The organism is Psychrobacter sp. H26, assembly GCF_059073035.1.
In genome coordinates this window covers 778,882-801,880 of record NZ_JCACRW010000001.1, presented here as the reverse complement: position 1 = coordinate 801,880, position 22,999 = coordinate 778,882, and the positions used below count along the sequence as shown (strand labels likewise).

Annotated in this window: 13 protein-coding genes; 6 read left to right on the top strand and 7 right to left on the bottom strand. The window is 44.6% G+C overall.

All coding sequences use genetic code 11. From position 1 onward, the window contains the following. Positions 1–169 precede the first annotated feature (169 nt). On the top strand, positions 170–5,014 hold the full coding sequence (locus AC5JPT_RS03310; protein ID WP_493857101.1) for an NAD-glutamate dehydrogenase: 4,845 nt from the start codon (positions 170–172) through the stop codon (positions 5,012–5,014). 164 nt (positions 5,015–5,178) lie between these two features. On the opposite strand, the gene AC5JPT_RS03305 is transcribed toward AC5JPT_RS03310, so the two are convergent. From AC5JPT_RS03305 to AC5JPT_RS03280, 6 genes are all read right to left on the bottom strand, one after another. Continuing rightward, complete coding sequence (locus AC5JPT_RS03305) at positions 5,179–9,042, bottom strand: AAA family ATPase (protein ID WP_493857100.1); 3,864 nt, start codon at positions 9,040–9,042, stop codon at positions 5,179–5,181. Between the two features lie 87 nt (positions 9,043–9,129). Next, positions 9,130–10,707 (bottom strand): exonuclease SbcCD subunit D C-terminal domain-containing protein, encoded by a 1,578-nt coding sequence (locus AC5JPT_RS03300; protein ID WP_443526421.1) that lies wholly within the window; start codon positions 10,705–10,707, stop codon positions 9,130–9,132. Positions 10,708–10,882: 175 nt separating this feature from the next. Further along, positions 10,883–12,502 (bottom strand): siroheme synthase CysG, encoded by a 1,620-nt coding sequence (cysG, locus tag AC5JPT_RS03295; protein ID WP_443526422.1) that lies wholly within the window; start codon positions 12,500–12,502, stop codon positions 10,883–10,885. Between the two features lie 288 nt (positions 12,503–12,790). Beyond that, positions 12,791–13,429: a phosphoadenosine phosphosulfate reductase domain-containing protein gene (locus AC5JPT_RS03290; protein ID WP_443526424.1), complete on the bottom strand. Its 639-nt coding sequence runs from the start codon at positions 13,427–13,429 to the stop codon at positions 12,791–12,793. A gap of 72 nt (positions 13,430–13,501) precedes the next feature. Continuing rightward, positions 13,502–14,119, bottom strand: coding sequence for a DUF934 domain-containing protein (locus AC5JPT_RS03285; protein ID WP_443526426.1), 618 nt, complete (start codon positions 14,117–14,119; stop codon positions 13,502–13,504). Beyond that, complete coding sequence (locus tag AC5JPT_RS03280) at positions 14,112–15,803, bottom strand: nitrite/sulfite reductase (protein WP_443526427.1); 1,692 nt, start codon at positions 15,801–15,803, stop codon at positions 14,112–14,114. Before AC5JPT_RS03280 ends, AC5JPT_RS03285 begins: the two co-directional genes overlap by 8 nt. Before the next feature lie 344 nt (positions 15,804–16,147). Here AC5JPT_RS03280 and sat point away from each other — a divergent pair, with 344 nt between their 5' ends. Beyond that, entirely contained in the window at positions 16,148–17,398 is a 1,251-nt protein-coding gene (gene sat, locus AC5JPT_RS03275) for a sulfate adenylyltransferase (protein ID WP_443526428.1), read from the top strand. A gap of 109 nt (positions 17,399–17,507) precedes the next feature. Here sat and AC5JPT_RS03270 read toward each other — a convergent pair whose 3' ends face one another. After that, positions 17,508–18,029: a hypothetical protein gene (locus AC5JPT_RS03270; protein ID WP_443526430.1), complete on the bottom strand. Its 522-nt coding sequence runs from the start codon at positions 18,027–18,029 to the stop codon at positions 17,508–17,510. Between the two features lie 347 nt (positions 18,030–18,376). On the opposite strand from AC5JPT_RS03270, the gene AC5JPT_RS03265 reads away from it, so the two are divergent. The 4 genes from AC5JPT_RS03265 to cysW all read left to right on the top strand — a co-directional run bounded on the left by AC5JPT_RS03265 (position 18,377) and on the right by cysW (position 22,906). Further along, positions 18,377–19,498 (top strand): sulfate ABC transporter substrate-binding protein, encoded by a 1,122-nt coding sequence (locus tag AC5JPT_RS03265; protein WP_493851881.1) that lies wholly within the window; start codon positions 18,377–18,379, stop codon positions 19,496–19,498. A gap of 283 nt (positions 19,499–19,781) precedes the next feature. Then, positions 19,782–20,876 (top strand): sulfate ABC transporter substrate-binding protein, encoded by a 1,095-nt coding sequence (locus AC5JPT_RS03260; protein ID WP_443526432.1) that lies wholly within the window; start codon positions 19,782–19,784, stop codon positions 20,874–20,876. Between the two features lie 208 nt (positions 20,877–21,084). Further along, entirely contained in the window at positions 21,085–21,969 is an 885-nt protein-coding gene (cysT, locus tag AC5JPT_RS03255; RefSeq protein ID WP_443526434.1) for a sulfate ABC transporter permease subunit CysT, read from the top strand. Between the two features lies 1 nt (position 21,970). Beyond that, entirely contained in the window at positions 21,971–22,906 is a 936-nt protein-coding gene (gene cysW, locus AC5JPT_RS03250; RefSeq protein ID WP_443526436.1) for a sulfate ABC transporter permease subunit CysW, read from the top strand. Positions 22,907–22,999 lie beyond the last annotated feature (93 nt).

The window sequence follows — 22,999 nt, the reverse complement described above, 5'->3', positions numbered from 1 at the left end:
AAATCTGTAGAAGTTATAAAATAATAAGTCACGTGACTGGACACACTGCCATTATATTGCAATTTTTGACAACGATTCTGTGAAAAGAGATGTGCAATAAAAGCAGTTGATACGGATTGATAAACATAAATAAAGAGACAAACCAAATCTATAAAAAGGACGAAGGACAATGCCAAACTCCCTCAGTATCGCAAAAGAGCGCATTAGCCAGATAAGCGATATTGCTACCGGCTATGTACAAAAAGACAAATCACTATTTGATCATTTTATTCATAGCTACTATCAGCCGCTGCATCAAGAGACTGCAGAGGCGATTAGCAATGCTGACTTGGCGGGCATGGCGCTACATCATTTTACGTTGCTCAAAGCCTATGATTGCAGCAAGCCGCAGCTAGCCGTATTTAACCCATTGGCGGAAGAGCAACACTTTCATAGCTCACACACGGTGATCCAAATCGTCGCATATGATAGACCGTTTTTAGTCGATACCATCTTGATGAGCCTTGAGGCTGAAGGCATCGATGTGCACCGCACGTACAACATCATCGTTAGTGTTAAGCGTGATGATGATGGTCAGATTACCTATGTTGAAGGCGCACATGAAAGTGCAACCTCTCATTTGTCATTGATTCACTGTGAAATCGCTTATCAAGATAATGAAGACTTGGATGCTCTACAGCAAATGCTGCTGTCTAAAATCGATACGCTTGATACGGTCGTTGGTGACTGGAAACAAATGCGTGCTCAGCTCAATGACATCAAAGCTGAGTTGTCTAACAAACCATTACCAGAAGTGTTTTATTCACAGCAAGAAATTCAAGCGTTCTTGGATTGGATATTAGATGACCACTTTATATTCTTAGGTTATCGCGAATATCGCTTAGAAGGTGGTCACGAAATCGAAGTAAGCGAACCGACCAATTTAGATCTGTTTGCCATTGGCAATAGTGGACTTGGTCTGTTACGCGGCTCTGAACAAGACAAGTTGTCAGAGAGCTTTAGTCAACTACCTAAAGGGCTAAAGCAGTTATTGACTGAACCACGCGTATTGATGCTGTCCAAATCAAGTCGTGTATCACCGATCCATCGCTCGGTATATATGGACTTTTTGGGTATCCATAAATTTGATGATAATGGTAAGTTGGTTGGTGAGTATCGCTTTATCGGTCTGCTAACGTCACAAGCGTATCAGCTGACAGTTCAGCAAATTCCGCTATTGCGTGAAAAAGCCAATAAGATTATGGCTATGGCAGACTTGCCACGTGATGGTCATGCTCACCATAAGATGATGCATGTGATCAATACTTTGCCGCGTGATGACTTGTTCCAAGCCAGCGTTGAAGAGCTATATCCAATTGTCTCTGGTATCAGTCAATTACAAGATAAGAAAAGCCTACGTCTATTTAGCCGTATCGATCATTACCAGCGCTTTGTGTCGTGCCTAGTCTATATCCCGCGTGATAAGTTCAACACGGAGCTACGCATTAAGGTACAGAACGTCCTAAAAGATGCCTACAACGGCATGTCATCAGGGTTTACGACTGAATTTAATGAATCTGCGCATGCCCGCGTACATGTCCATGTGCGTACTGTGCCCGGTCAGGTAAATGACGTCAACATTGCAACGCTTGAAGCCAAACTATCAGCACTCATGCAGTCATGGGATGATAACTACCAAAAAATGCTACTCGATAATGTCGGTGAGCAACAAGCCAATGCCTTGAGTCGTCGCTTTTTAGATTATATTCCCGCGGCATACCAAGAGCGTTTTGATGCGCGTACTGCCGTCGAGGATACCAAGCGTTTGGCTGGATTGACTACAGAGAACCCGATGCTGTGGCATTTATACCAGTCGACAGGCGATGCACGTAACCAGCTCCACCTAAAACTGTATGGTCGCGAGCAACCTGTTATCTTGTCAAAAGTATTACCGATACTCGAGAACTTTGGTGTGTCAGTCATCTCAGCACAGACATATGAGTTTGATTTGCCAGAGCAGCCTATCTGGATGCAAGAGTACGAGTTGACCCTTGAGCATGTCGATACCGTCAATATGCAAGTCGTTCGTGGTCAGTTCGAAGACAGCCTAAAACAAATCTGGGCAGGACGTGTTGAGAGTGATTCATTCAATGAGCTTGTACTAACTACTAAGCTTGATACTTATGATGTGGTGCTGCTGCGTGCACTGTCGCGCTATATGTTACAAGCACGCGCGCCGTTCTCTAGTACCTATATCCAGCAAACGGTAGTCAAAAACAGTGATATCAGCGTAGCGTTAGGTAGTTTATTCGATGCGCGTATGAATCCTAAGCATAGTGAAGACGATCGTCAGGCAAAATCTACGCAAATCCAAGAGCAAATAACCGCTGCACTTGTAGATGTGGATAGCCTAGATGAAGATCGTATCTTACGTTGGTACTTAGACCTGATTAACGCGATGGTACGTACCAACTTCTATCAGACGGATAGTGATGGTCAGCGCAAAGATCGCTTGTCGTTTAAGTTCTTGGCAGCAGATATTCCAAATCTGCCAAAGCCGAAACCAATGTTTGAGATATTTGTCTACTCACCGCGCGTCGAAGCCGTGCATTTACGTGGCGGAAAAGTGGCTCGTGGTGGTCTGCGCTGGTCAGATCGTATGGAAGATTTCCGTACCGAAGTACTGGGTCTCGTCAAAGCACAAATGGTCAAAAACGCAGTGATCGTGCCTGTTGGCTCTAAAGGTGGCTTCATCGTCAAGACCAAGAGTATGGCCGATGGTCGTGAGGCGTTCCAAGCCGAAGGTATCGCCTGTTATCAGACATTCTTGCGTGGTATGCTCGATGTCACAGATAACATCGTTGATGGCACGATTGTCCCGCCAGCCAACACGGTACGCCATGACGAAGACGATCCATACTTAGTTGTTGCTGCGGACAAAGGCACTGCGACATTCTCTGATATCGCCAACGCGCTAGCAGCAGAGTACAACTTCTGGCTTGATGATGCCTTTGCATCAGGTGGGTCAGTAGGGTATGACCATAAAGCGATGGGTATCACGGCGCGTGGTGGTTGGGAGTCAGTCAAACGTCATTTCCGTATGCAAGGCAAAGATATTCAAAACCGTGATGATTTCACTGTGGTCGGTATTGGTGATATGAGCGGGGATGTATTTGGCAATGGCATGCTGCTATCAACGCATACTAAGCTGGTTGCTGCCTTTAACCATCTGCATATTTTTATTGATCCCAATCCAGATACTGCAGCCTCATATGCTGAGCGCGCACGCTTGTTTGAGTTGCCACGCTCATCATGGGAAGATTATGAAGCCTCATTGATCAGCCAAGGCGGCGGTATCTTCTCTCGCCAAGACAAAACCATCGTGATCAGTCCTGAGATGAAGTCTCTCTTTGAAATCAGTGCTGATACGTTAACCCCCAATGAGCTGATCAGTGCTTTACTCAAAGCGCCAGTGGACTTGCTATGGAATGGCGGTATTGGAACGTATGCAAAAAGCGTGAATGAGACACATGCAGATGTTGGTGATCGTGCCAATGATGTGCTGCGTGTGAATGGTAGTGAGCTTGGCGCCGCAGTCATTGGCGAAGGCGGCAACCTAGGCTTTACTCAGCAAGCCCGCATTGAATATGCCCAAAATGGTGGTCGTGTCTATACCGATGCGATTGATAACTCAGGCGGCGTTAACTGCTCGGATCATGAAGTTAATATCAAAATCCTACTGGGTAAAGTAGTTGAACAAGGTGATATGACGCTCAAACAGCGTAATGAGTTACTTGAGAGTATGACGGATACCGTAGCAGAACTGGTGTTACGTCAGAACTACTTGCAGCCACAAGCGATTGAGCTAAGTCATATCAGAGCCGCTGCTAATTTAAGTGATCATCAGCGCTTTATTCAGATGCTAGAGGGTGAAGGGCGTCTTGATCGTGCGATTGAGTATCTACCATCAGACGAAGAAATTACAAAACGTCAAAAAACAGATAGTGGACTGACCAATCCTGAGCTGGCAGTTGTCTTGGCATATGGCAAAATGTGGGTGTATGACAGCCTGTTATTGTCCGATCTTCCAGATGATCCATACTTCATTAATGAGCTACGTAAGTACTTCCCAGATGAGCTTGCCTCGCGTTTCTTTGATGAGATGACGGAACACCGCTTGCATCGTGAGATCATCAGTACTTACTTGACCAATAGCGTGGTCAACCGCTTAGGTATTGAGGCGCTATTCCGTCTATTTGAAGAAACTGATCAATCGTTGGCAGCCATCGTCCGAGGTTATGTGATCAGCCGCGATGTATTTAATGTATCGCGCGCTTGGAAGGCACTAGAAGCGCTAGATAATCAGGTAGATGCAACACTGCTGTTGAACCTTGAGCTGCGTTTACGTGATTCATTAGAGCGCGGTGTGGTCTGGTTTATCAATGCCTTTGGGCAAAATCTGCAAGTCGCTGATATGATTAGCCGCTTTAGTGACAGTGTTGAAAAACTGACCAAACCAAGTGGCTTTATCGAGCAGCAATTTGCTCAATATCTGCAAGAAGATACCAAGCATTTAATGCAAAAAGAGCTGTCTGATAACGATGCTACGCTATTTGCAATGCTACCGTATCATGTCGATGCGCTTGATGCTGCGTTGCTTGCTGAGCAATATGAGCGTCCTGTCGATGAGATCGCAACTTTGTATTTCGAAGCTTATCAAGTGTTGCAGTTAGATTGGATGATGGACAATATTGCCAATTTACCACAGCAAGACTACTGGGATCGCCGTGCACGTCATGCACTAGTCAATGAGCTGTCACGCAGCTTGCGCCTACTGATGGATGCAATACTATCAAAACCAGATGCCAAGCAAGCCTTTAGTGAGTGGAGAGCACGACACGTTGACCAACTGGCAGCGGTCACTACAGAAATGCAGAAGCTTGACGATATGTATAGTGACGATGCAGACGCTCAAATTGGTCTCTCAACACTATCCGTACTGATGAGTGAGCTGAGTGGCCTAGTAACTAAATAAGTAGTCACTAAGTAACTAGTCGCCAAATAATCAGCTACTAAGTAACGAGTAGCTGAATGATTAGCCACTAAACACAAAATAGCCGTATGTTCAAAAAAACCACCGAGCGCAATGTTCGGTGGTTTTTTATTTTTGCCTTATGAGACGCGTGCAATAACAAAACGTTAGCTCGCGATTCGCTGACAGCCTTGTCCTGTTATCTGACTGAATCCACCTGAGAGCTTTTCTACTTTGATTTGGGTCAAAATACGATCTTTTAATGCCTGCACATGGGATATCACGCCAATTAATTTCCCTTCTTGCTGCAAATTAGTCAGCGTATCCAGCGCAATATCTAAAGACTCTTCATCCAATGTCCCAAAGCCTTCATCCAAAAATAGCGAGTCCACGCGAATGTTTTGACTGGCCATCTGTGATAGTCCGAGTGCTAGAGCAAGACTAATAATAAAGCCTTCACCGCCTGATAGGTTTTTGGTGCTACGAATCTCGCCGCCTTGATAGTTGTCAATGACATTGAGCTCAAGAGGGCTGTCATCATCACGCGCTAGCAGATAGCGGTCACTCATTTTTTGCAGCTGAGTATTGGCATGATTAACCATGAGGTCAAAGGTCAAACCCTGTGCAAAGGTGCGATACTTTTTGCCATCGGATGAGCCAATCAATTTGTGTAGTTGTTGCCACACTTGCAGCTTATCCTTTTGAGCATTGATGGCCTCTATCTGTGCCTGTTGGGTGCTTTTCTTGTCCTCATTGTCTTTTAGTCGCTGACTAATAGCGCCAATTGCTTCAATGCGTTTATTAGACGCTTCTTGTGCTTGAGTATGCTGTTGAGTGAGTGTCTCTTTGTCATCTGTTGTCAGCGGGTTAGCTTGCTTATCTTCCAATGCTTTCTGTGTTTCTTTTAATAAAGACTGCGCTTGCTTTAGCGCATAATCAATACGTTCTTGCTGCTGCTTGAGCGTATTACGTTCATCAATGGGCAGGCGCGCATTCGCAAAATCCGTTTCATTGATGAAATTGGAGGCGGCAAGTATTGATTTAAAAGCGTCTTCTTGAGTATTGAGCGCACCTATTACGGTAGTCACTTGCTCAGTCACGTGAGATTGTTTGTTAAGCAATTGTTTAAGCTCAAGCTCAGAGTTATCGAGCTGCCGCTGTGCAGAGGTTTGCTCAATTTGCGCTTGTTCTAACGACTCACGCAAACGCTTTTCTTCTGCTTCAGGGTCTTTATCAGCAAAAACATCTTCTCTGTTCGTTTTTAGCTGTTCAAGCGTCTCTGTCTTTTCAGTCACGAGCTTAACCAGCTTATCAAGCTCCTGTTGGTTGTTATCCAACTGGGTTTGTTTGGTATCGATCTGTAGGTCTAGACGACCTAGTGCTGTCGTCAGCGTGTGCTGCGTTTCTTTAGATTGATTGAATTCATCTCTTATACTGAGTAATGCTGCACGCTGCTGACGAAATGTATTGATATGCGTATGGCAATCCGCCTCACTTAGTATGAGCTGGTTATCAATACTATCCATCAGAGGGGATAAAGTGAGCTGCGAAGTACGTATCTGTGCTAGCGACTCTGACTGAAATCTGCCCGCAGTATATTTGGTTAACAACTGTACGATATCATTCTTGAGAATTACCAATTTGGAGAAGTTATCGTGAACCTCTTTGTTAATATTATCTATACTCGCGGACTTAATTTTGATATCCGTCTCAATCTCACTAATGTCGCTTGCCAGCTTATGCTGTTGTTGCGCTAGCACGCTTATGTCATCGCGTATGGTAGCAAGCTTCTCTCCAAGCGTTTCATAGTTGAGCAGAGTCTCTTTTAGGGACGCTCTACGTGCTACAAGTTGATGCTGAATACGCTCTAATAGAGGTAGTATATTTACCTGTGGCTCACGTTGCTGCAATGGCGGTATCGTTGCCGCGATAAATGGCGAGTAGCTTCCATCAAGCACCAAACGGATTGACTGATTGGTATCAGCCGCTAGTTTTTGTGCTTGATCTTGTAGCGATTTTTTCTGATCTTGCTGCTGCTCAAGCTGCTGCTGTTTGGTCGCCTGACTGATACGATGCGCAGATAATCGGTTTTCCAAATTGGATATGGTGGTGTCTAAATCTGTTATATGCTGCTGAATCTGCTCCGCTTCGGTATCTGACACAACGTGGGGATGATTTGTGCGATAAGGATGCTCAAGCGATCCACATAGGGGGCAGGGTTGACCGTCTTTTAAATCGGCAATGTGACTTTCTAGCGTGGCTACTTTTTGTAGTAGATACAGCTGTGTTTGTTTGTCTTGCCGCTTATCTTTAGCAGCGTGGATAGCAGACACTGTATCATCAATGATGTTAATCAATTCTACTAGCTCGTTTTTTATCACTGGTAGCGTGATATCTATGTTTTTGGTATGTGTACTAATCTCATTAAGCTGCTCCGCTTTCAGCCCCATTTGTTCAAGTTGACGACTGAGGTTATCGATCTGCTCTTGTTCATTCCGCATCTCAGATAAAGATTGTACTTCAGTTAAAGCGGTTTGCTCTTGTTGCAATGCTGTGGTCTTGGTTTGCAGCGATTGTTCTTCGATTACTTGCCTCTCTTGCTGTTCATGCAAGGTCTTAAGACGGCTTTGATACTGCTCTATATCGCTTTGCTGGCTAGTTTTGTTGATGTTTAGGTCAACATTGTCTTGTAGCAATGACTTTAGATGTTTGCAATAACTCTCAAAATTAGCAATATCGCTGTCAATGTCGCTAAGCTCGTTATTATTTGTGAGATAACCTTCTACCTCTACTAACTGAGTTTGATTATGTTCAGCTGACTTTTTATGATCGTTTATTTCTTGACGCAAATGCTGAGTGCTCATAGATAAAGCGTGTTGTCTTTGTTTAGTCTCTTCTAAAGCGTACCTATTCTGCGCAATGTCTGTATCCAATTTACGCGCCTTTGCAATATCGGGCAGAGTATCCCGTAATACGTTGCTAGCCGTTTGCACTCGGACTTGTACGGACTCTAGACGAGTGGTGGCTTGTTTTTGATGGTCTTTTTGCTGAGGTAATGTCTGATTTATCTGCTGCTGCTCATCTTGCAAGCGTTTTAGGTTGTCGCGGCTATGAATCAGCTGGCTAAACTGACTATCAAGCTCCAACGCCATATTGGCGGCAGTTAAACGCTTGGCATTAGGGATGAAATCTTGCTGCGCTTGCTGGGCACTATCAAGATTGCGTTGATAGCTACTCAGTTTTTCTTTTGCTTCTGCAACACTATCTAGCCATTTAATTTTTTCTGCCAAATTTTGAATGTCTTGCTGCTGCGTATTTTGAACACTTTGAGATGACTGCAATTCGGCTCTTAATTGACTTTCTTCTACAGTATCTAAAAGTGCTAAGCCATCTAAACCGTATTGTAGCTTGTTGAGGATTTCTTCCTCAGTGCGTTTCTTATCATGGACATGTGCTGAGATAGTGGCATAAATATCAGTACCTGTAATTTTTTCTAAAATATCGGCGCGTTCATCGGCTTTTGCCTTCAAAAATGCTGAAAAACTGCCTTGAGCGAGCAATATGGAGCGAGTGAACTGCTGAAAATCCATCCGAGTCAGTTCAATGATTTTGTTTTTGGTATGTTTTAAGGTGCTTTCTAGCAGCTCGTCCTCTTTTGAGGGATCATCAACGTGTATCTGAGCGATTTCATGAGTTGCGTCTTGCAGATTGCCGTCCGCTTTATTGTAAGCACGGCGCTGTCCCCAGCGGCAACGGTACTGCTCGCCATTCAAATCAATCACGACTTCAGCGAAGCATTCCGCTGTTTGCCGCGTCATGACTTCATTACTACTTTTGCTAATACTATTAATTCTTGGTGTCTCACCATATAGCGCCAAACAAATCGCATCCAATATGGTGGTCTTGCCAGCGCCAGTCTGTCCTGTGATAGCAAAGATACCTTCATTGATAAATGCTGTATCAGCAAAATCAATATGCCATTCACCTTTGAGAGAGTTGAGGTTTTTGAGTCTGAGTTCGATTAGGCGCATGGAGGTGTCTTATTATTAGTGATAGCAGCAGCTGCGAAAATTTAGAAAGATAGAAAATAGAAGTACGCTTATGATTTATCCCTTATATCATTCCGCCTGTTTGTCCTCATGACGTAGATTATAGAGTATCTGACCATAGGCATCGCGCAACGAGTCTTTTTGTGACTCAACCACATCATTTATCGTCAAGCAGCGCTCAAACACATCCATCTCATTTAAGTCTTGCAAGTTTTCAGAGGTTTGCTGTTGGTTAAGCACTTTATTATAAGTGCGGGTGTTTTTAATTTTTAGCACCTCACATGGCAAGCCATCTACCATCGCTTGTACTTGCTCACGTAAGTCACTCACAATCTCGTCACCCGTATAAACTACCTCTAACCAAACAGATTCAGCTGGAGTGAGCGATTTTATCGTTTGTGAGATTATAGGCAGGTCACCAGATATCTGCGCCAGCTGTTGGAATTTTGGAATGGGTAGGGAAACTACTTGCATCTGATTGCCCTCATTATGGTGCAGCATTTTATTGGCAGTGGTAGTCTTAGCAGGTATTGTTTGACTGCTTTGATCTTGCTGAGTAGAAGTGCCATTGGGAATCACTATTTTTTCTGCTTCTGTATCTTCTATTGGCTCGTCAAAACCAAACAAATCGTCCATGAACAGCTCTACTTGGCTAACTACTTTTTTAGCTGTTTTCTCTATTGGCTTTTCAATTTTTGCGGTTTGGACAGGAGCGTCTGTGCTGGCAAGCTGAGGGATAACGTTTAGACTTAAGCTGTCATTATCAAAAGATTCAGAATTTCCAAATTGTATAAGTAGCACTTGTTTTTGTTGCTTGGCCTCTCCAAAACCCATGGCGATAGGTGAACCTGAGTAACGAATACTCTCACGGCCACCAACGCGCTGCGGCACGTGCAAATGCCCAAGGGCGACATAATCAAAACCTTCATCAAACATATCAGCAGAGATTTTGCCAAGTGAGCCAACATAGAGATCACGCACGCCATCGTCGCCGGTTGTTTTGCCGCCTGCTGCAAATAGATGACCTGTGGCAATGATAGGGATATGCCGTTGATGAGTTTTTATTAATTCTGCCTGCTGTCCTTTTGCAATACTTGCTACTGCATCATAGTGGGCGCGAATACCTTTGATAACATTGGCATCTTTGCTATCTGCAGACTCGCCAGCGCTACTGCTACGTACATCACGATCACGCAGGTAGGGTACAGCGGCGATGATGCAATGAGGATTGTTATCATCATCACCTAAGACCAGTACTTCATCTTCTAAATCATCACAAGCTGTGCCTATCACATGGACGTTCAAAAATTTGAGTACATTGCTTGGCGCATCCAAAAACGTCGGTGAGTCATGATTGCCTGCGACAATGACCACATGCTGACAGCACGAGCGCGAGACCCTACCCAAAAACTCATAATATAGCGCTTGGGCTTTATTGCTGGGTGTCATGGTATCAAAGATGTCACCTGCGACAATCAATATATCTACTTGCTGTGTGCTAATGGTAACCTCTAGCCACTGTAAAAACGTCTCGAACTCTTCATAACGCAGACGACCATATAGACGTCGACCCAAGTGCCAATCAGACGTGTGCAATATTTTTAAAGGTTTAGTAGAGGTATATTTAGGAGCAATAGATGGAGGCATAGTTCGGCTTATTATTAAACGTCAGAATAGGGGTTAGGTAGCTTTCATTCTAGCAAGAATCGTTGGGATTTTCTCTGTTGCCAAAATAAAACCCTGCCAATAGATGATTGGCAGGGTTTTTTATAGTTATAAAGAAAAATCTTTTTGCTGATAAGCTTTACATAGTAAGGAAAGGCTAATCAATAATCAGTTGCTCGGGTCCATCCTCTTGCTGCATCGCGAGGTTTGCTACCATCGATAGTGCATGTGCTTGCTGGTCTATAGGCTGTTTAGTAGCTTCGCCTGTGACTCCTCCGCGCAGCCAATTCTTAGCCAAAGCATCACTATGTTGCTGATTTTGCAAGTTATACCAAGCCAAATCATGATGCAGACTAACCACATCTCCCATGATCAATAGGGCAGGCGTGGGCAGCTGAGCGTCCTCTTGTTTGGCAACAATCGTTGCAAGCGTACCTGTCAGTACTTGCTGATTGGGCATGCTGGCATTAGAGACGATGGCAATGGGAGTATCACTACTACGGCCAGCGTCAACTAAGCCTTCAGTCAAACGTGCCAGCGAATGCAAACCCATATAAAACACGACGGTTTCATCCGTATTCAAGAAATTTTTGAAGTTGCTGTTGGGTGCGCCAGCCTTCAAGAACCCTGTCACAAAACGCACGGATTGTGAATGATCACGGTGAGTTAAGGGAATACCAGCATAGCTAGCAGCGGCATTAGCTGCAGTAATACCCGGTACAACTTGATAGGGTATATTATGTGCTCGCAAGCTTTCGATCTCTTCGCCGCCACGTCCAAAGATAAAGGGGTCACCACCTTTTAAACGAACCACACGGCGACCTTCTTTGGCGCTATTGACCAACAACTCATTGATGCCAAGCTGAGCGACCGTATGGTTACTGCGTTTTTTACCGACAAATACTTTATCAGAATCACGGCGGCAAAGATCCAGCACTTGTGGCGATACCAAGGCATCATAATAGACAATATCTGCTTGCTGCATCAAACGCAGCGCTTTAAACGTCAATAGCTCCGGATCACCAGGACCTGCACCAACGATATAGACTTCACCCACGGGAGGTGTTTTTTTGTCTGAATCATCCGATAGCGTAGGCGTTGTATTTACTGGGGTATCAGAGTGGTTTTTATGATGAATAGCAGCGGCAGCACTGTCTAAATCAGCTTGTAATTGGGCAATAGCTTCCGTCTCGTTACCTGCAAACATGAGCTGACTGACCTGACCTTCAAACGCGCGCTCCCAAAACTGACGACGGCCAGTGAGCGTCGGTATTTTGGCTTTTACTTCACTGCGAAAATCACCAGCCAGCTTAGCCAATTTGCCATAACCTTGAGGGATTAAGGTTTCAAGGCGTGCTCGTAATAGCCGTGCCAATACCGGCGCTTTACCATTTGATGAAATCCCAATCACAATGGGGTTACGATCAATGATGGCTGGAAAGATAAAATCGCACAATGGCGGCGTATCGACCACATTGACTGGGATATTTAGCTCAGTTGCATCTGCGTGAATCTCATGGTTCAGCGTTTCATCGTCAGTCGCGGCAATAATCACGCGTGCACCTAACATATAGTGCTTATTATAGTTCTCGTAGATAAACTGGTGTTTATCATCCGTTAGCAAAGCTTGTAACTCATGGCTGATATCTGGCGCAAGAATCGTAATGCACGCGCCAGCGCGGCTGAGCAAGTCCGCTTTACGCAGTGCCACTTCGCCGCCGCCCACGATGAGCACTTTACGGCCTTCTAATTTAAAAAATAGCGGGAAGGTGTTCATAGCGTCACCATATATTTAATTGTTTATTATAAAGGGTGGAGAAGGTATAAGGAATGCCGTCATTATGAGGTATCACAGGCATACTCTCACCTAGTGAATTGGCATTAATATATTCGTTTTTGGGATATAAATTCATATTTTATCTAAAAACAGGAATAGCTGACAGTATAAGTAACTGATAAATTAAGGCAAAAAAACCCCGCTTGGTTCTCATAGAGCCAAGCGGGATTTTTTATTGATATAGCTGTAGCCATTGTTCAACAAACAATCGCTACAGCAAGCAGCTTACTATAGCTGAGTATGCAAACCACACTCACGGCTTTCTTCTACTTTCGTTGGGTCAAAGTAGTCATGCTCGTTTGGTAGGTTGTTATCTTCTAAGTAGACATCTAAGTCAGCATCTGTTTTTTCAAACAATGGGGCTACTTTTAATACACCGTCTTTTGACAAGCTAAGCACGTCGAGACCTTGACGGAACTCAGTTTGGTCTTTACGAATCGCGTTAAACCAGACATCAGGCTTTAGCTCATCTAGTGCACGGCGGAATGGCTCAAGTTTAACTTGCTCAGTGAACTCGTCATGCTGAGGGTTATCGATACCTGGGATACCGTTCATGGTCGCGTCACGGTGGGCAGCCGTTTGTTTTGGGATATAGGTCACAACATTCAAATCAAGGTCACGGATCAATTTGTTAGCAAATTGGTAGGTTGCATCTGTGTTGTAGCCTGAGTCTACCCACAATACTGTGATATCAGGACGCTGCTTAGCAACCAAATGCAAAATCGCTGACTCGTATGGACGGAAGTTGGTGGTGATAATTGGATTTTTTGCTTGAGTCAGTGCCCACTCAACGATTTGCTCAGGTGATTTACCTTGCAAGTCTTGGTTGGCTTGGTCAATATCTAGGTTTGGGTGTAGTTGGCTCATAATACGTTCCTTAATGGTTATTAATATAAAATTATCAGTGATGAATATAAAGTTTTGTAGTTAATACGACAACTATGCGACCGATGGCTCTGATGATGCAAACATCGGTAAATCCGAAGCACTTCGACCATCATAGCTGCTAGCAAGCGCTGTAAAGGCTTGCTCAATGCCAAATTTAGAATCAGCTTCTAGGTCATGCTCACTCAATACAAAGCTATCAACGCCCACACGTAACATATAAGCAATTTGATCACGGCCAAACGCACCAGCAACACGAATCTCACCTGTATAGCCGATTTGGCGCAGGGTGCGTGCAAAACTAAAGTGACGACCATCAGCGAACTTAGGCACATCAATAACAATCAATGCCTGCGCTGATAGTAATTCACTAATGCCTTCTAGTGCATCAGCATCTGTATCGGCGGTAACCCATAATCCAAGTCGGCTACTGTGCTGTACGATCAGCTCATAAACCTCTTTAATCAGACCACCAGCCTGCGCGCCTGACTCGTCTAATAGGTCAGTAAGCGGTACGATCACATCAGGCTTTTCTTGCTTTTGTAGTAGCTCAAGCAACGTGATATTAGTCGATACGATACTTTCAGGCAGATCATTCGTAGTGAGTACATGCCAGGTGTCTTGGCTACTAATGTCTACGCCATGATTGTCCAAAATATGATGATTAGCCATAGACCTTCTCCTTAAATGGATCAATACCAACGCGCTCAACCAATTGACCGAAACTCTCGACGTCATTGTCTGTGCTGGCACGTAAGTCCACGTACACATCAACGATCTGCTGTATGGTGCTGGCGACCTCAAGAGCAGGGACGGATTTGCCTAAGATTTTGCCAAGTTTGGCATCATCGCTAGAGTTACCGCCAAGACTGATCTGGTACCAATGTTCACCTTTTTTATCAACACCCAAGATACCGATATCGCCTGTATGATGATGCGCACAGGCATTGATACAGCCAGACATGTTCAGACGAATCTCACCTAAATCATACAGATAATCAAGATCATCGAATTGCTTTTCGATTTGCTCAGCGATGTTATGCGTCGTTGCATTGGCAAGCGAGCAATAATCCCAACCTGGGCAGACAATCATATCTGTTAGGGTATTGATGTTTGCGCGTGCTAAATGTAGGTCAGATAGCTGCTGCCATAACTCATAAAGATGGTTGGTCTGTACGTCAGCGAATACTAAGTTCTGTTGATACGTACCACGCAGCTCACCAAAGCTGTATTTATCAGACAAATCAGCTAGTGCATCCATTTGCGAGTCACTGACATCACCAGATGGTACGTATTTACCATCAACCAAGCCCGCTTTAAGCGAGATTACGACTGCACGATAACCTGCTACTTTATGCGCTACGGTGTTTTGGTTATACCAATTGGCAAAGTCTTTATCAGCGTTTAGTTGCTGTTGTAGCTCAGACTGTACTTGTAGTGCGTCGAACGATGCATAGTCAGGCTCACTAAAGAAACCAGTCGCTGTTGCAAAGTTCTCATCAGTCAAGGTAAGTGGGCCATCTTTGGTGTGGGCTTCCCATTCAGCATTGACCAATTTAGCAAACGCTGGACCGCCCATGCTTTCGACCAAAATTTTGATACGTGATCTGTATTTGCTGCCTTTGTCACGGCGGCCATGCAAGTTATAGACACGCAAGATAGCATCTAAATAGCTCAGCAAATGCTGACGTGGCAAGAATTTATTGATAACTTTACCAAGGACAGGAATACGTCCAAGACCGCCACCAACCAATACTTCAAAACCAATCTCACCGTCATCATTGGTTTTTACGTGTAAACCGACATCGTGTACTTGCGTTGCTGCGCGGTCATCATTGGTACCGATCACAGCAATCTTAAATTTACGCGGCAAAAAAGCAAACTCAGGGTGGAAGGTTGACCACTGACGGATAATCTCACAGTAAGGACGTGGGTCAGCAATCTCTTCTTTATGAATACCAGCGTACGGATCCGTTGTGGTATTACGGATACAGTTGCCTGAGGTTTGGATGGCATGCATCTGTACCGATGCCAATTCAGCTAGGATATCTGGCACGTCTTCTAGTTTTGGCCAGTTCAACTGAATATTGGTACGGGTCGTGAAGTGCCCATAGCCTTTGTCATACTTGCGAGTAATCTCAGCCAATTTTCGCAATTGATAGCTGGCAAGTAAGCCATAAGGAATGGCAATACGCAACATTGGCGCATAACGCTGGATGTAAAGGCCGTTTTGCAGTCGCAGTGGCAAAAACTGCTCTTCTGGCAGCTCACCTGCCAAAAATCGCTCAGTTTGGTCGCGAAACTGGGCAACTCGTTCCTCTACCAAAGTCTGGTCAGCGTAATTATATTGATACATGACGTAATCTCAGTTTTGTTTTTAATTTTAAAATCAGCGACGAAAATGATTTGCGTGTGTAATAGGTTTTATTGCCGGGTGCAATGCGCATAATTCAGCTATACATGATATAAGCTTGCACTCAGAATCATAAATTCCTTTCAGACATATCCATATCCAAACACAGCATAAATTTTCATAACGAAAGTTAGGTAGCCTATGCGTATCAAATTCAATGCCTGATGGTTATTACTCCTCTAACGACTATTACACTATTTTTTGCTAGCAGCTACCTATATAAGCGACACTTTACAGCAACTTATTTTCTTCGACCATTCTTTTATTTAAGAGGTTTTAAAAATTATATGACTCAAACTCAAGCTCCGACCCAGTCAAAACTCGTTCCGCCACATGGTAGTGACGTACTTAAACCTTTACTATTAAATGATGATGCACGTGCTCAAGCGTTAGAGCTTGCCAGCACATTGCCATCTATTACCCTCAGCTCACGTGAGCGCGGTGATTTGATCATGTTCGGTATCGGCGGCTTCACGCCACTAAATGGTTTTATGAATCAAGCGGACTGGCAGGGCGTGGTAGACAACATGCGCTTGCAAAGCGGCGAAAACGCAGGCTTGTTTTGGCCAATTCCTATCACGCTATCTGCGCCAACAGAGACTGCGGACAGTTTGAGTCAAGGTGACAAAGTAGCCTTAGTTGCTCAAGATGGCGAAGTCATGGGTATTTTGACAGTAGAAGAAACCTACACTATCGATAAAGAGCACGAGTGCCAGCAAGTATTTACAACTACCGATTCAGAGCATCCAGGTGTTCAGCAAGTACTGAATCAAGAAGCTGTCAATATTGCCGGTAGCGTTGAAGTATTGAGTGAAGGCGAGTTCCCAACACTATATCCAGAGATCTACAAAACGCCCGCAGAGACACGCGAAATTTTAGATGCTAAAGGCTGGAAGACAGTGGCGGCATTTCAAACGCGTAACCCAATGCACCGTTCACACGAATATCTGGCCAAGATTGCAATTGAGATCTGTGATGGTGTATTGATTCATTCATTACTAGGCGCGCTAAAGCCGGGCGATATCCCAGCAGAAGTCCGTCAAGAAGCCATCAAAACGCTAATCGATAATTACTTTAGACAAGATACTGTTATCCAAGCGGGTTATCCGTTAGACATGCGCTATGCCGGTCCACGCGAGGCGCTACTGCATGCGCTATTCCGTCAAAACTATGGCTGTAGCCACCTGATTGTCGGCCGTGACCATGCGGGTGTGGGTGATTACTATGGTGCGTTTGATGCACAAACGATTTTTGAACATGTTGGTAAAGATGACCTTATCACCCAACCACTAAAAATTGGCTGGACGTTCTGGTGTAATGCTTGTAATGCGATGGCCTCTGACAAGACTTGTCCGCACGATGCCTCTGAGCACGTTAAAGTCTCAGGTACTAAACTGCGTAAAGCACTATCAGAAGACATGGATGTGCCAGATAACTTTAGTCGTCCAGAAGTATTACAGATTTTGCGTGATTACTACGCCGGTATCGCTCGCGAAGAACGTGCTGAAGTTAAATTAACAGGGGCGTCTGCGGTATAACGACTGATCATCAGTATAAATAACGCGTACGAAACCAGTTATAAAAAAGGTGTCAGACTTATGGTCTGGCACCTTTTTTTCTACTATTTCCAAACACCAGCGCTGACTATTAGATCTCTAGACCTGCTGCCAACTTTTTATATTCTCCAGCAAGCGAGCCACCACCTGAGCAAAAATAGTTCAGTGCATACTTGTCTGTACTGTCGATGGTGAGAGTGTCATCTTTAAATTGAAAAAAGGCGGTGCTGTCATTTACCTGTGCCTGAAAAATCGTACCGTGAGCGGCATCTTGCCCCATGAGTATCGCCTTGCCATCGAAGTGACAAGTAGGTTTTTTGATATCGCTGCGTGAACGAACTTTAATATCAATCTGCTGATCACTCTCTGCTCGTACCTTTACGCCAACCCAGTCATAGCCTTGAGCACGTTTATCGTAGTCTGCAGAAGCATAATCCGCTGAAAGTTTGTCTGCAAAAACTTCATCTACTGAACTAATTACTGATTTGATAGTGCTTTGATTAGCGCTATTCATAGTAGGCGACATGTTGTTACAGCCTATTAAAGCCATAAGGGCAGAGGTGATCATCATGAGCCTACCAGCAGAATAAAAGCGACGGTACGAAAGAGTCATATAAATGCCTTTGGTCGAGTAAAAAGGTAAAGATTCAAATTACTAGGGTCTGAAAACCTTATCGTATACAAACAATGGTACCGATTACCCAAATTATAGTCTACTGAATAAACCTGCCAGCAGTGATGTACCTTTTTTTACTCCTCATGCTGTCAAACAAAGACTGACAGCACTTATGCCAACATCACTATTCGATAAGCGAATTCGTCACTAAGCGTTTGCTATTTATGCTGATAGCATAGCTTTCATCCTCCCCAAGACCCAAAAATAAAAACGTCCTCCAAAATAGTCATTCATAGTGAAAATTATTTTGGCACAAACGTTCTATTACCTTTACTGAGAATCTCATGCAAAAAACAACAAACATTCAGTTCGTGAGTGACCGTCGCCTATCCGCCAAGACTCTTGGTATCAGCAGTATCATTACTGCAGCGGCCATAATGACTGGGTGTAGCCCAACTGAAGCCACACAGAATGATGCCGTCGCAGCTGGCAATAACGACTCACAAGACGTTAGCCTGCTCAATGTCTCTTATGACGTATCTCGCGATTTTTATAGAGACTACAATGAGCTATTTCGTACTGATTATCTCAAATCCCATCCAGACAGCGAGGTAAAGGTCAACCAATCACATGGTGGCTCAAGTAAGCAAGCACTGTCCGTGGCCAATGGTTTGCAGGCTGATGTGGTGACTTTTAATCAAGAAACCGATATGAACTTATTGGTCGAGAGAGGCTTAGTCAGCACTGACTGGCAGCAAGCGTTACCCAATGGCGCTGTCCCTTATACCAGTACGATGGTGCTACTGGTTCGTACGGGCAATCCAAAAAACATTAAAGACTGGTCAGATTTGGCACGTAATGATGTCGAAGTCGTTATCCCTAACCCCAAGACCAGTGGCACGGCACGCTATGCGTTCTTAGGTGCTTATGGCTATGGGCTGCATCAATTTAAAGAAAAGAGCAGCGAAAACCCTACTAAAACTGATGGCTTTATCAAAAAGCTGCTAGCAAACGTAGTCACTTATGACAATGGCGCGCGTGCAGCAACTACCAGCTTCACTCAGCGCGGCCTAGGGGATGTGCTGATTACGACTGAAAACGAAGCGCATTTGACAGCCAAGCAGTTTGCCAAAGGTCAGGTCGATATCGTCTATCCAAGCTACTCTATTACCATCGCCAACCCAGTAGCAGTGGTCACGGCAGTGACTGAAAAATCAGGTAAGACGGCAGCGGCAAATGCTTATCTGAAAGGTTTATGGGACAAGCCTGCACAAGAGCTCATGGCAGAGATGTACATGCGCCCAAGTAACGAGCAAGTCCTAGCCACTCACAAGGATACATTACCTGATATCGAGACGTTTGATCCTGTGACGGTCTTTGGCTCATGGAACCAAATTATGGATGGATTTTTTGTCGATGGCGGCCGTTTTGATCAGCTGGCGAGCACCAAGACGAGCAGCAAGTAGCCGCTGATTATCTAATTTGTAGAACTGTCTATCTTGCCTATCATTACTAAGGTACATACAAGAAGGCATATGTAAGGCAGATCGCATTTGTGCCAGTAGCAACACTGTCCATTGCTAAACCAACAGTTATACATAACTCGTAGTGTGATAAATTATTGATATGTTTAGAATTGTCCGCTTGTTATTCCCTTTTGGCAATAACATACGCATATTCATCATTAAACATAATAAGATGGCACTGTTAGCATACTTGCATCACACAACAGACATCTTTGAGGTATTTATGACAGACGTAGCCGGTTATCAACAAAAAAGTAAAACTCTTAGTGCCTTAAGTATTGCTGGCGTTGCCTTGACACTTGGTCTGGCTGGCTGTAGCAATAGCGAGACGACTGATGCGGCTGCTAACGCTGATGGTACGGCAGCAGAAGGGCAGAGCATTGAGCTACTGAATGTCTCATACGATGTGGCACGTGACTTTTATAAAGACTACAACCCATTGTTTGTTGAGCACTATAAAGCTGAGAACCCAGACAGCGATATCTTAATTAAGCAATCGCATGGCGGCTCAAGCAAGCAAGCGTTGTCTGTTGCTAACGGCCTACAAGCAGATGTTGCTACTATGAACCAAGGCTCTGATATTGAGTTACTTGAGAAAAAAGGCTTGGTTGAGTCAGATTGGGAAAGCAAATTCCCAGACAATGCGGTTCCGTTCACCAGTACAATCGTATTTTTGGTACGTAAAGACAATCCAAAAAATATTCAAGACTGGGAAGACTTGACCCAAGACGGTATTGAGATCGTCATGGCCAATCCGAAGGTCACAGGTAACGGTCGTTATGCGTTCTTAGGTGCATATGGTTATGGTCTACATGCTTTTAATGAAGATGAAACAAAAGCTAAAGGCTACGTCAAAGACATGCTAAAAAATGTCAAAGTTTATGAGAATGGCGGACGTGCAGCAACGACGACTTTCGTACAGCGCGGTATCGGTGATGTTTTGGTCACTTTTGAAAACGAAGCAAACCTAGCAGCGACTGATTTCGGTGCTGGTCAAGTCGATATCGTGTATCCAAAATACTCAATCAAATCAGAGAGCCCTGTGGCTGTCGTGAAGACCGTAACAGATAAAAAGGGCACTACAGACGCTGCCAAAGCGTATCTTGATTACTTGTGGAGTGAGCCTGCTCAGCAGCTAGCAGCTGACCTATACTTGCGCCCTAGTGTCCAAAGCGTTCTTGAAAAAAATGGAGATAAACTGCCGCCAGTTGAAACTTTCCGTCCGAACGATGCCTTTGGCACATGGGACGAGATCATGAGCACGTACTTCAGCGATGGTGGTGTGTTTGACCAGCTAGCGATTAATGCACCGCAGTAATTGTTAGTCAATGATTTAGAGCCGCTACTGCGCTAGACATTGATTAGCTCGACAGTTAGTTATGAAGCACCCCATAAAGGACATGGTCGTACGCACTATGTCCTTTATATCATAAGCCGACCAATAATAATTTTTATAACAATAGTAATAATGGTCTTACGGTGAGCACCCTCGCTAAGTACCACCAGTTAGGCAATAGGACATCACTATGAGTGCAACATCTTCTTCTGCCAGTAAACCCGCCAATAAAAAGGGTTGGCTAACCCGTTTGCGTCAGCGCAATGTGCTACCTGGGTTTGGTCTGAGCATGGGTATAACTGTCTTTAGCTTGTCGTTATTGGTAGTCCTACCGTTTGCCATGATGGCCTATACCACAACCCAGATGGGGTGGACTGGGTTTTGGGATACCATTACTCAGCCGCAGGTCACTGCTGCTATCAAACTGAGCTTATGGATGTCGTTTTTGGCGATGCTGACCAACATGGTGTTTGGTACATTGGTCGCTTGGGTGCTGGTTCGCTATGAGTTTTGGGGAAAGTCACTCATCAATGCTTTGGTCGATCTTCCATTTGCGTTGCCAACGGCAGTAACAGGTATCTCACTGGCGACTCTATATGCGCCTAATGGCTTAATTGGTCAATGGTTTGCCAAGTTTGATATTCAGGTGGCCTTTACGCCAATAGGTATTTGGTTGGCACTGGTCGTCGTGAGCTTTCCCTTTATCGTTCGTGCCGTGCAGCCAGTACTCGCTGAGCTATCAGTCGAGTTTGAAGAAGCATCTGCGGTTTTGGGTGCCAATCGTCTCACGACATTTCGTAAAGTGATCTTGCCAGAGTTATTGCCTGCCTTGCTGATGGGTGCAGGTATGATGTTTGCTCGTGCGACTGGTGAGTATGGCTCGGTTATCTTTATCGCTGGCAACATACCGATGCAGTCTGAAATTTTGCCACTCATTATCATCAGTAAGCTTGAGCAGTTTGACATTCAAGGCGCCTCTGCGGTCGCACTATTTATGCTGCTCATATCGTTTATTATCTTGTTGACCATTAATATCATGCAGTGGAAACTGTCGCGCCGTGTAGGAGCTCGCTAATATGCAAATATCCAATAGCTACGACTACCAAAAAAACGCAGCGACTAAAGATTCCCCATGGATACGCCGCACCTTTATTGTTATTGCCGTGCTGTTTATGGTCTTGATGCTTGTGGTGCCATTATTGGCTGTGTTTTATGAAGCATTCAAAAATGGCTGGCAGTTATATCTTGCCTCATTGGTTGATCCTGAAGCATTGCAAGCCATCAAGCTTACGTTGATTACTGCCGCCATTGTGTTGCCGATCAATATGGTGATGGGTATTGCGATTGCATGGTTGGTCACACGCTACCAGTTCAAAGGCAAGCAGCTGGTGACCACACTGCTTGATTTACCGTTCTCAGTATCACCAGTTGTTGCCGGTTTGATGTTTGTGCTGCTATTCGGTCTGAACTCTACAATCGGTGGCTGGCTTGAGAGTATGGGCTTTCAGGTGATCTATGCCGTACCTGGTATCATTTTGGCGACACTATTTGTGACCTTTCCTTTTGTCGCACGGGAGTTGATACCGCTGATGCAAACCCAAGGCGACTCTGAGGAGCAAGCAGCGTTAACCTTAGGTGCGAGTGGTTGGCAGACTTTTTGGCATGTGACACTGCCTAATATCAAATGGGCACTGCTGTATGGTTTGATTTTGACCAATGCGCGTGCGATGGGTGAGTTTGGTGCTGTCAGCGTTGTATCTGGTCATATTCGCGGTGAGACCAACACCATGCCGCTATTGGTTGAGATTGCCTACAACGATTATAACTTTACTGCTGCGTTTGCTTTATCGAGCTTACTGGCCGCACTTGCCTTGATAACGCTATTGATTCAGCAAGTCATGACCAAAATGCAAGAACGTAAGTTTGCAAAGTCTGAGCGTTTAGCGAGTGCACCTGAGCTACCAGTAAGTGCCAATGCAACGACTGCAACAGCTGAGAGTGTTGATAAGTGATAAGTAACGCGATTCAACGATATCCAACTTGGCAGTGTTAATAGGACTGACATAGTAGCTACCCAGTACCTTGCTACGATACGACAAAAGACA